This window comes from Corynebacterium sp. CCUG 61414 (assembly GCF_024453945.1).
Taxonomy (GTDB): Bacteria; Actinomycetota; Actinomycetes; order Mycobacteriales; family Mycobacteriaceae; genus Corynebacterium; species Corynebacterium pseudogenitalium.
Genome location: NZ_JAGPYU010000024.1, coordinates 1 through 10653, shown reverse-complemented (window position 1 = coordinate 10653; position 10653 = coordinate 1). Strand labels below are relative to the sequence as shown.

Genomic DNA, 10653 nt, shown 5'->3' with positions numbered 1-10653 from the left:
CCACGCGGACAACCCGCATGCCACACCCTGTCCGCGGCACCCCTCCCACCTTGCGGATTGAGCAGAACCAACCACTTGCCCTGTCCGCCCCGCGGACACGCACCCGATGATGCCTCAACCCGGAAAAACTGTCCGCCCCGCGGACACCCTGACCGCACTCTGTCCGCGGCAGCCCTCTCACCAGCAGCTCCAGAAAACCCACCACCAATAAGTGTCCGCCGCGCGGACACCCAACGCAGAGGGTCCGTCGCGAAAAACGCCACGGTGGATTTACGAGTCTGATTCAGCAGCGCGGCGCTGACGCTGTAGCTTCCCGTGTGCACGGGCGATGCGGTAGAAAGTCCGCAAGCTCGCGAGCTGCAACCCGCTGTCTTGCGCCTTCTGATAGATGGCGTCCGCGCTCAGGTCGGGGTGGGCGTCGAAAAGATCGAGAATCTGTTGTACATCTGAATCCGGAATACGTGGGATGTTTCGTTCGCGGTGAGGGATCGGGTTTTCCTTTTTGGGCCTCGGGTTGGTCTGGTAATAGCGCCTCGAGCGTGAGATCTTCAAAATTTTGCAGGCGCGACTCATAGAATGCCCGACGCCCATGAGTAGATCCAGGAACTCGTTTTCTTGACGTACTCCTTCCTCGTACCGCTTCGTTTCTTCGGGGCTTAGAATTTTTCCGCCGCGTCGGAGGTCCCGCCATGTTGCTTTGGCAGAGACCCCATAGCTTTTCCCAGGACATCGCTAGTGTCCTTCCACAGCTTGGCTTCTTTGCGCAGTCGAGCATTTTCTCGTTTCAGCGCCTCGTATTCTTTGCGTGGCATCGTTACTTCGTCGTTGCTCATGGTTTTCCTTTCGCTTAGGGCCTAGCCAAGATATTGCCACACAGTTAAGGGCAAACCCCCAGGCGCTACGCTGTAGTGCATGGACACACGTGATCGGGATGCGCTGACGGCTGCCAAGTTGTATTACCGCTCGGAGCTGAGTCAGGCGGAGGTTGCTGCGGAGATGGGCTGCTCCCGTCCTACGGTGGCGAAGCTTCTGCAGCACGCGAAGGACCGTGGCTACGTCACTATTGAGGTACACGACCCGCAGGAGGCGGACGAGATCCTGATCGAGGATCTCACCTCCCGGTACACGCTGGAGGGTGTGCGGATTGTTCACCCGGCGAACCCATCTGCAGCGATCATGGAGGATCTTGGGGTGGCTGGCGCACGCTACCTGGAGTCGATGCCGTTGGATGGCCTTTCGGTGGGGGTGTCCTGGGGAAAAACGCTGCTCAACATTGCGCGGAATCTACGATCGACGAACATGCGGGCGCGCCAGATTGTGCAATTGAAAGGTGGGTCGTCGCGTTCCAACCTGGCAACGAATGACTTTGAGACGATCACCGGTTTCTGCACCGCGTTCAACGCGCCCGCGTTAACGCTCCCGTTGCCTGTCATTTTTGAGCGGGTGGAAACCAAGGAGATTGTGGAGCAGGATTCCCATATCGCCGACGTGCTGCAGCATGGGCGGGAGACGGACGTGGCGGTGTTCACGGTGGGATCGGTACGAAAACAGAGCCTGCTGATGAACCTGGGGTACCTCTCTGAGGAGATGTCGCGGGAGCTGCTCGGCGTTGCGGTGGGTGACGCTTGTTCGCGGTTCTACACGCGGGAGGGGGATGTGGCGTCGAAAAGAATTGATGATCTGACGGTGGGCATTGAGCTTGACGAGCTGCGGGCGAGACCACGTCGAGTGCTGGTAGCTGGGGGTTTGTATAAAGCTGAGGCGATTGAGACGGCGCTGTGGATGGGGCTGGCCAGTGATTTGGTGATTGATCAGCCGACGGCGGTTCGGGTGCTGGAGATCGCGAAGACCCGCTAATTGACGCCCCTTCTCCCCCATCTGGGGTGGTTTGCACCCCCAATCAGAACATTTGCAAACTTTGATATTGCCATATGTTCCGAACGGTCTTAGAGTGGACAGCGAAAGGTCAACCAGCTACCGAAAAAGGAGTTGCACATGTCCACCCCGACCGTCTCCACACCGCACATCGTCCCAACCGGACCAATCGCTGAAACCGTCCTCATGCCGGGCGACCCACTGCGCGCGAAGTTCATCGCAGAGACCTACCTGGAAAACCCAGTCCAGTTCAACGCCGTGCGCAACATGCTCGGCTACACCGGCACCTACCAAGGCCACGAAGTTTCCGTGATGGGCTCCGGCATGGGCATTCCGTCCATCAGCCTCTACGCCTACGAGCTCATTCACTTCTTCGGCGTAAAGAAGCTCATCCGCGTCGGCTCCTGCGCATGCTTCCAGCCTGACATGAAGCTCTTCGACATCATCGTCGCCTCCTCCGCATCCACGGACTCGCACTTCATCGAGCAGTACGACCTGCCGGGCACCTACGCCCCGACCGCGTCCTGGAAGCTGCTCGAGGCAACCTACAAGGAGTCGCAGAAGCAGGGCGTCGACATCCATGTGGGCAACATCTTGTCCTCCGACGTTTTCTACAACTTCAAGGACGACGTCAACGACCGCTGGGCCAAGATGGGCGTGCTCGGCGTCGAGATGGAATCCGCCGGCCTCTACGCCGTCGCTGCCGAGGCAGGCGTTGACGCGATGGGCATCTTCACCGTGTCCGACGTCATCGGCTCCGGCGAGAAGGCCTCCGCTGAGGAGCGCCAGAGCGCGTTTACCCAGATGATGGAGCTGGCACTTCCGCTGGCCGCCGTCTAAACCACAACCCGTCCCCACACGTTTGAAGGAACTCACCATGACATCTCAAACAGTTCAAAAGGCGCTCAGCCCGAAGCGGGCCGTGCCGATCATCCTGTTTACCTTCGTGTTCTCGCTGATCATCGATAACGGTTTCAAGTTCATGACCGACTCGATGGGTGAGGCGCTCAACCTTTCCCTCAATGAGGTCAGCTTGCAGGCCTCGCTCGCGGGCGTGATCATCGGCATCGGCGCGGTGGTGTACGCGGCATTGGCTGACGTGGTGAGTATCCGCAAGCTACTGATGGTCGGTATCACGCTGACGCTGGTCGGCTCGGTCATCGGCTACCTGGGTCAGAACGTGTGGGGGCTGGTCCTGGCCGGCCGCGTGGTGCAGACCACCGGCCTCGCTGCGGCGGAGACGCTCTACGTCATCTACGTGACCAAACACCTCAGCGAGAAGGATCAGAAGACCTACCTGGGCTTTTCCACGTCTGCTTTCCAGGGCGCGACGCTCTTCGGCGCGCTGACCTCGGGCTACATCGCCACCCATATCTCGTGGACCGCGATGTTCCTCATCCCGCTCATCCTGATCTTCGCCGTCCCCGTCATCATGAAGACGGTCCCGGAGGAGGCCTCCCTGGAGTCGGGCCATGTCGACTGGCTGGGCTTGTTCCTCATCGCCGTGCTCGCGACCAGCGCCATCATGTTCATGCAGGCCTTCCAGGTACTGTGGCTCATCCCGCTGGTTCTCGCGCTGGTCGCATTCATCGCCCACGTGAAGAAGGGCAAGCGCCCGCTGGTCAACCCGGAGTTCTTCCAGAACCGCGCCTACGTCACCGCCATCGTGCTCGTCGCGATTGTCTACTCGGTGCAGCTCGGCTACCTGGTGCTCTTCCCCGCAATGGCGAAGGCCGTCCACGGGCTCAGCGCTGACGACGCCTCCCTGCTGCTCATCCCGGGCTACACCGGCGCCGTCATCGTCGGCGCGCTCTCAGGCAAGATCGGCAAGTTCTTGCCGACGCGCCCCGCGATCTTCACCGCACTCGCCTCCATCACCATCGCGTTGCTGCTCCTCGCAGTCGGGATGGAAGCCAGCCCGTGGGTCTTCATGCTTTCCTCCCTGCTCTTCGCCTGCGGTTTCGCCCTGCTGTACGCGCCACTGGTCGCGACGGCAATCGGCAATATCCCCGCTGCGAAGTCGGGTATCGCAATCGGTTTCTACAACCTCACAATCAACGTCGCCGTCCCGCTCGGCATCGCGTACAGCGCGAAGCTGGTGGATCTCGGCCTTGGGGTGCCAGGCTTCCTGCCACAAAACTCGGGCAGCTACCCCACCGTCATGCTCATCCTGGCCATCATCGCAGTCGCCGGCACCGCGCTCTATGCAGCGCTCACTGCGCGCATGAAGCAACCGGCTTAACCTGCACACTTTCTACAACTCAAGGAGTTTTTCAACATGCTTACTCGCCAAAATGTCGCCCAGATGATCGACCACACGCTGCTCAAGCCGGAGGCCACCCACGAGGACGTCGCCAAGCTTATCGACGAAGCTTCGCACCTCGGCACGTACTCCGTCTGCGTCTCCCCATCCATGCTGCCCATCGAGACCCCAGCTGATCTGAAGGTCGCAGTGGTGTGTGGCTTCCCGTCCGGCGCAGTCCCAACTGAGGCAAAGGCTGCCGACGCCGCACACAGCGTTGCCAACGGCGCGGACGAGGTTGACATGGTCATCAACCTGGGTGCCGCCAAGGAAGGCAAGTGGGACGTCGTACGCGACGACATCGCCGCAGTAAAGAAGGCGTGCGGCGACAAGCTGCTCAAGGTCATCATCGAGTCCGCCGTCCTCACCGACGAGGAGATCGTCGCAGCGTGCAAGGCTTCCATGGAGGCCGGTGCCGACTTCGTGAAGACCTCGACAGGCTTCCACCCCGCTGGTGGTGCCTCCGCGCACGCGGTGAAACTGATGCGCGAGACCGTCGGCGACAAGCTCGGCGTGAAGGCCTCCGGCGGCATCCGCGACGCCGCCACCGCGAAGGAAATGATTGAGGCTGGCGCGTCCCGCCTGGGCCTGTCCAGCTCCGCAGCGGTGCTGGAAGGGTGGAACTAACAATGGCTACTGATCTTCGTGCACAGGCCGAGGCTTGGATCGCGCAAGATCCCGATCCCGCCACCCGCGAGGCGTTAACTGCCGTCCTCGACGACGAGGCCGAGCTTGCGAAGGCCTTCGCCGGCCCGCTCCAGTTCGGCACCGCGGGGCTGCGCGGCGAGATTGGCTTCGGCGAGTCCCGCATGAACCAGGCCGTGGTCATGCGCGCCACCGCCGGGCTCATGGAATGGCTCAAGCAGCAGGTGGACACGCCTCGCGTGGTCATCGGGTGCGACGCCCGCCACGGCTCCGCCAAATTCGCGCAGGCCGCAGCTGAGGTCGTCGCCGGCGCGGGTGGGCACGCCATGCTGTTGCCGCTGGCCCAGCCGACCCCGCTGACTTCCTTCAGCGTGCGCACGCTCAACGCCGACGCCGGCATCATGGTCACCGCCTCCCACAACCCGAAGTGGGACAACGGCTACAAGGTCTACCTCGGCGGGCGCGTCGTCGACGCAGATAACGCCGCCGGCTGCCAGATCATCTCACCTGCCGACGCCGAGATCGCTGCCTGCATCGCCGCCGCACCTGGCGCGACGGACCTCCCGCTCGACACGACCATCGAGCAGGTGGACACCCGCGAGGACTACGTCGCCGCCACCAGCGCGCTTAGCGACCTCGACGGCACCCCACCGATCACGATCGTGCTCACACCAATGCACGGCGTCGGTGGCGAACTCGCACGCGCCACCCTGGAGGCTGCGGGCTTTGGGGACGTAGTGGGCGTCGAAAAGCAGTGGAAGCCTGACCCTGATTTCCCCACCGTCGCCTTCCCCAACCCGGAGGAAGACGGTGCCCTCGATCTTGCCGTCGAGAGGGCGAACGAGGTCAACGCAGACGTCATCATCGCCCTCGACCCCGACGCCGACCGCTGCGCAGTCGCCGTCCCGGCGCGCACCACCCCAAGCGCGGGCACCCCGCTGGGCAACGGCTGGGTGAAACTCTCCGGCGACGAGACCGGAGCACTGATCGGCGAGTACATGGCGTCGCGCGCGCAGGGCGGTTCGACGGCGTGCTCGATTGTTTCGGGCAGGCTGCTCGGCAAAATCGCGGCAGCGCACGGGCTCGAGCACGCAACGACGCTCACCGGGTTCAAGTGGATCGGACGCACCCCGCAGCTCGTGTTCGGCTACGAGGAAGCGATCGGCTACTGCGTCGACCCGGCGCACGCCCGCGACAAGGACGGCATGTCCGCTGCGGTGATTGTCGGCTCGATTGTAGCGCAGCTCAAGGCCCGCAACATGAGTGTGCTCGAGCAGTTCGACGCCCTGGCCAGCAAGTACGGCCTGTACCGTACCCAGCCGCTGACCTTCCGCGTCGAAGACCTCTCCCTCATCAGCGACGCCATGCAGCGCCTCCGCGCACACACCCCGACGGAGCTCGCTGGCTCTGAGGTTGTCGAGTACGTCGACCTCAACAACGGCTACGGCGCCACCCCAGGCACCAACGGCATCCTGATCCGCACCGCGGACAACGACCGCGTAGTCATCCGCCCGAGCGGCACCGAGCCGAAGCTGAAGTGCTACCTCGAGGTGGTCCTGCCAGTCGAAACGGGAGAGGCGCCTGACTGGGCCGCCGCCGATGCCCGCCTGGCCACCATCAGCGACGCCACCCGCGCGCTGTGCGGAATCTAACTGCGCTATACTATCGAAGGCTTGGGCGCCGATTTGTCGACGCCCAGCTCAGCCTCCATAGCTCAGTGGATTAGAGCAACCGGCTTCTACCCGGTGTGTCGCGGGTTCGAATCCTGCTGGGGGCGCTTTTCGTTTACCCCCGCTGCCTGGCGTTTTGCCTGGTGGTGGGGGTGTTTTTGTTGGTATGGTGGGTTTGAAGAAAGGACCCACAATGAGATTCACACTCCTTGGAGCCGGAACCGGCATCATCACCACCCTCGCAGGCGCCAACCCTCTTTTCGGTCTCGCCTTCCTTGCCGTCGGTTACGGCATCGACAAGAACAAAAAGAAGGCATAGCCGTGCAGCCCATCATTATCGATGAGTAGACCGGCCGCGCCTATGGCGCGTTCCGGAATGTGCCGAGCACTGTGGCGTCTCCCCTGTCACGTGGCGCGCCAGCCGCCCAGGCAGCCCCGTAAAGAACAGCCCTCAAGCAAAACAACTTCACTCGTAGCACACTCGTATGTGCTGGTAGGATAGCGGTCCATTAGGTTCGAGTACCGTTGGGTTCCTGAAGCCTCTCTAAAGTTGGTGATCACTATGTCCAATATTCTTGACGCCGGCCAGTATGTGACCGAACTCATCCCCGGCGTCGACAAGATGAAGCTTTATAAAATCTGCTTCTTTTCCCAAGGCTGGCACCTTGCCTGGACCGGAATGCCATTATTTGAAGAAGAGCTGCAAGCTTGGGCAAAAGGACCCGTCCCCTATGACCTCCGCCGCAGTACAGAAAACGTCGCGCGTGGATGGGAGGTCCCACACGTTCCTGGTGGGAATTCTTCGGCACTTTCGCCATTTGCCCGAGCAACGATTGAAAGCGTTGTGAATTTCTACGGTTCGCTGACATCCGCGGAGTTGTCAGACATGAGCCACGGTCGAGCTTGGCAGGAAGCACGCAGCAACGCGGTCGGGGGCACGCATTGTAGCAGCGCTTTGAGCATGACCACGATGCGCGAAGAGTTCACGGAGTTGCTCCAGTCAGGACATTCTGTCCCAGACTCGCCTTCCCTGCCAGACGTGGATCACCTTCCTAGCTTCGATCATCTGCTTGCCACTGCACATGAAGTCGAAGCGGAATGGCACAACACCCTTTCACTCCTCGCGGACCGGTAATCAACGCAATTGTCTGACCACAGTGAAGCTTCCAGAGAGCAGCTTTTAGCTCAAATGCTCGTGGAGTTGGCGTGCGCAGTGAATCAAGGCTGCGGGGATCGTGTAAACGCGAACGGAGAACCGGAGAGTTATCTTGGATTTACTGTGGACCGGGCTTCTTTGGAAAGTGCAGTTTACGCCCCGTTCCAGTTATTCAGTGGCCAGCCCCGGTACGCCTCGGTGTTTGATAGAGGAGCCGCGCTCACCGTCCATATAGCCAATAACCATCCGTTTGCCGATGGCAACAAGCGCACCGCACTTATCGTTGGGCTCACTTATCTGCGCTTGTTTTCGGTTCATGTCCGAGAGCCAGAGGGCAAGGGACCTGATTTAGCCGCAGGCGAAGAAGGCGCCCGACTGATGGAGTACATCGTTACACATGCCGCGGATTTGGATTCGGTCATCGCACACACCAGCCGCGCATTTCAACGCTGGGCCGATATTGATGGTCTAGCGCGGCGCTACCGACAAAAATAGCATCGCCCCCGATGTACCATGGCGCCATGTCCGTCTCTATTTCTTCCGTTCAGGCCCGCAAGTTGCTGGCCGCAGCGCATGAAACCGAGGAGCGCACCAGGGAGAAACCGGCCGTTCCTTGGGGGTGGATCTTGTGCGCGGCGGTCTGCTTCGGGGCGAGCCTGCCGCTGATCTTTGTTCTCGACCAGTTTTGGCCGTTCCTCCTGTTTGTGCCATGTATCGGGTGCATCGTTGTCATCGAGCGACGCAGGTCAAACGGCGTGCGCTCAAGCATCCGACAGCCGGTCAAAGAGGACCCAAAAATGTCGTTTCTTCCCTTCGGCGTGTACTTCCTCTGCATATCGCTCTTGCAGGTCGCCCCGCTTCAGAACAAGGTGTTCTCGAGTCTGCTCGGCGCGTTCGCGACCGTCGTTTTCGTCGTTACGTACGCGAGGAGCTGGAGGAACAATGCCTGATATTTTGTTGCAACCCTCGTGCTTGAGCATCTGCGCCGCACTCTTTGCCGCCGAGGCCACCACCAGCGACGTCGGCGCCGCGGAGAACAAGGAGATGCACCCCAAGCGGCTGCGCACCCTCACCCAGCTAGATAGCGACGCCTACCTCACGGCCATCGACGCACTCAAAGAGGCCGGCTACGTGTCCCTGTTTACGGACCGCAAGGCGAACCCAGACAAAAACGTGGACTGGGTCACCCTGACCGCGACTGGAGCCCGCGCATACCAGGACTGTATCGAGGAGTTGCGCTCGATTGCGGAGTCGGGCAGTCGGGTACCCTGAGGTGCATGACGTTTCCCTCCCCAACTACTGATTCTTTCGCGCTAATTACTGGCGCTTCGCAGGGCATCGGTGAGGCGGTTGCCCGCCAACTTGCTGCTGCTGGCTATAACGTGCTGCTGGTGGCGCGTCGAGAAGCGGTGCTGATGCAGCTTGCCAAGGAGCTGGCACAAGCGCATGGCATCAACGCCGAAGTCTTCGCGGCCGACCTGTCCAAGGAGCGCGACGTGACCGCGCTGCTGGACTACATCGGGCAGAAGAAGATCACCATCTGCGTGAACTCCGCCGGTATCGCCTCCTTTGGTCCGTTTATGAAGCAGGACTGGAACTACGAGACGGACCAGTTCAACCTCAACGCGACGGCGGTGTTCCGCATCACGAAGGCGGTACTGGACCAAATGGTGCCGCGCGGCGAAGGTGCACTGTGCAACGTCGGCTCGGCAGCAGGCAACACGCCGATCCCGAACAACGCAACGTACGTGTTTACAAAGGCGGGCGTCAATACGTTTACGGAGGCCCTGCACTACGAGCTCAAGGACAGCGGCGTACACTGCACTCTGCTCGCGCCGGGCCCGGTGCGAGAGGCAGAAGTTCCTGAGGAGGAGCAGTCGATCGTGGACAAGGTCGTGCCTGACTTCCTCTGGACCACGTACGAGTCCTGCGCGAAGGACACCATCAGCGCGATGCGCAGCAACAAGCGCCGCGTGGTGCCGGGCCCGCTTTCCAAGGTGATGGATTTCGTATCGACGTACGCTCCGCGCGGCGCCCTCGCCCCGATCATGGGGCGGTTCTACGCAAAGATGGGAGAAGAATAGATGGATGTCCCTGCAAAAAACGACCGCATCGTGTGGGTCGACCTGGAGATGACGGGCCTGGATACGTCCCGCCACGTCATCGTTGAGGTCGCAGCGCTCGTCACCGATGCCCAGCTTGAGATTCTCGACGAAGGCCTGGACCTGGTCGTCCACGCCACCGAGGATGAGCTCGCCGAAATGGACGACTTCGTACTGAACATGCACACCGAGAACGGGCTTCTCGACGAGATCCGCTCCTCCTCAGTGTCCATCAAGGAGGCCGAGGACGCCGTCCTCGCGCTGATTGCAAAGCACTGCGACCCGGAGCACCCGGCGCCGCTTGCGGGCAACTCCATCGCCACCGACCGTTCCTTCATCCGGGAGCAGATGCCGCGTCTCGACGCCGCCCTGCACTACCGCATGATCGACGTCTCCACCATCAAGGAGCTGTCCCGTCGCTGGTTCCCGCGCGCCTACTACAACCAGCCCGAGAAGGGTCTGGCGCACCGCGCGCTCGCCGACATCGTGGAATCCATCCAGGAGCTCGACTACTACCGCCGTTCCGTATTCACGCCGGACCCAGGCCCAGATTCCGAGCAAGCTGCTGACGCCGCAGCCGCCGCACACGCTCACTACCAGCGGTTTTTGCAATCTTAGGCTTTCGTTGTAAAGTAGTTCCCGCTGTTGAAAAACAGCGATGGTGGCTGTAGTTCAGCTGGTAGAGCACCAGGTTGTGATCCTGGGTGTCGCGGGTTCGAGCCCCGTCAGCCACCCCGAGAGTGCCCCGTGGCCTGTATAAACAGGTTGCGGGGCACATTGCTTTCGACGGCAGGTACGTTAAGCCAAGAATTGGGCTTAAGGGACGTTTTGTGTGTTTTTACGGCGTGTCGCGATAAGGGACATTTTGTGTGTGTTTAGCTGCGTCCAGCCCACCCTTTTCTC

General features: G+C 61.2%; 14 protein-coding genes and 2 tRNA genes. 14 read left to right on the top strand and 2 right to left on the bottom strand.

The window, feature by feature from the left end; genetic code table 11:
* Window positions 1-270 precede the first annotated feature (270 nt).
* Complete coding sequence (locus KBX14_RS10975; protein ID WP_143110603.1) at window positions 271-552, bottom strand: helix-turn-helix domain-containing protein; 282 nt, start codon at window positions 550-552, stop codon at window positions 271-273.
* A gap of 104 nt (window positions 553-656) precedes the next feature.
* A complete protein-coding gene (locus tag KBX14_RS10970; protein WP_177224297.1) occupies window positions 657-833 on the bottom strand; it encodes a hypothetical protein in 177 nt (58 codons plus the stop codon).
* A 79-nt stretch (window positions 834-912) separates the two neighbouring features.
* On the opposite strand from KBX14_RS10970, the gene KBX14_RS10965 reads away from it, so the two are divergent.
* The 14 genes from KBX14_RS10965 to KBX14_RS10900 all read left to right on the top strand — a co-directional run bounded on the left by KBX14_RS10965 (window position 913) and on the right by KBX14_RS10900 (window position 10484).
* Window positions 913-1857: a sugar-binding transcriptional regulator gene (locus KBX14_RS10965; RefSeq protein WP_071573574.1), complete on the top strand. Its 945-nt coding sequence runs from the start codon at window positions 913-915 to the stop codon at window positions 1855-1857.
* A gap of 138 nt (window positions 1858-1995) precedes the next feature.
* Window positions 1996-2715, top strand: coding sequence for a purine-nucleoside phosphorylase (gene deoD / locus KBX14_RS10960; protein WP_070478436.1), 720 nt, complete (start codon window positions 1996-1998; stop codon window positions 2713-2715).
* Between the two features lie 37 nt (window positions 2716-2752).
* Entirely contained in the window at window positions 2753-4117 is a 1365-nt protein-coding gene (locus KBX14_RS10955) for an MFS transporter (RefSeq protein ID WP_071567636.1), read from the top strand.
* Between the two features lie 36 nt (window positions 4118-4153).
* Window positions 4154-4804, top strand: a complete 651-nt coding sequence (deoC, locus tag KBX14_RS10950) for a deoxyribose-phosphate aldolase (RefSeq protein WP_071573575.1) — start codon at window positions 4154-4156, stop codon at window positions 4802-4804.
* Window positions 4805-4806: 2 nt separating this feature from the next.
* Window positions 4807-6474 carry a phospho-sugar mutase gene (locus KBX14_RS10945; protein ID WP_071573576.1) on the top strand — a complete coding sequence of 556 codons (1668 nt, stop codon included), beginning with the start codon at window positions 4807-4809 and terminating at the stop codon, window positions 6472-6474.
* Between the two features lie 51 nt (window positions 6475-6525).
* Window positions 6526-6599 (top strand) — tRNA-Arg (locus tag KBX14_RS10940).
* Between the two features lie 86 nt (window positions 6600-6685).
* Window positions 6686-6811 carry a hypothetical protein gene (locus tag KBX14_RS10935; RefSeq protein WP_255365827.1) on the top strand — a complete coding sequence of 42 codons (126 nt, stop codon included), beginning with the start codon at window positions 6686-6688 and terminating at the stop codon, window positions 6809-6811.
* Between the two features lie 243 nt (window positions 6812-7054).
* Window positions 7055-7627, top strand: coding sequence for a Panacea domain-containing protein (locus KBX14_RS10930; RefSeq protein ID WP_070362005.1), 573 nt, complete (start codon window positions 7055-7057; stop codon window positions 7625-7627).
* A 9-nt stretch (window positions 7628-7636) separates the two neighbouring features.
* On the top strand, window positions 7637-8143 hold the full coding sequence (locus KBX14_RS10925; RefSeq protein WP_218117848.1) for a type II toxin-antitoxin system death-on-curing family toxin: 507 nt from the start codon (window positions 7637-7639) through the stop codon (window positions 8141-8143).
* 26 nt (window positions 8144-8169) lie between these two features.
* Window positions 8170-8598: a hypothetical protein gene (locus KBX14_RS10920; RefSeq protein ID WP_256005409.1), complete on the top strand. Its 429-nt coding sequence runs from the start codon at window positions 8170-8172 to the stop codon at window positions 8596-8598.
* On the top strand, window positions 8591-8920 hold the full coding sequence (locus KBX14_RS10915; RefSeq protein WP_256005411.1) for a transcriptional regulator: 330 nt from the start codon (window positions 8591-8593) through the stop codon (window positions 8918-8920). Before KBX14_RS10920 ends, KBX14_RS10915 begins: the two co-directional genes overlap by 8 nt.
* A gap of 5 nt (window positions 8921-8925) precedes the next feature.
* Entirely contained in the window at window positions 8926-9732 is an 807-nt protein-coding gene (cmrA, locus tag KBX14_RS10910; RefSeq protein WP_070975247.1) for a mycolate reductase, read from the top strand.
* Window positions 9733-10368 (top strand): oligoribonuclease, encoded by a 636-nt coding sequence (gene orn, locus KBX14_RS10905; protein ID WP_256005413.1) that lies wholly within the window; start codon window positions 9733-9735, stop codon window positions 10366-10368.
* 43 nt (window positions 10369-10411) lie between these two features.
* Window positions 10412-10484: transfer RNA gene (locus KBX14_RS10900), tRNA-His, on the top strand.
* The last annotated feature ends 169 nt before the right edge of the window (window positions 10485-10653 follow it).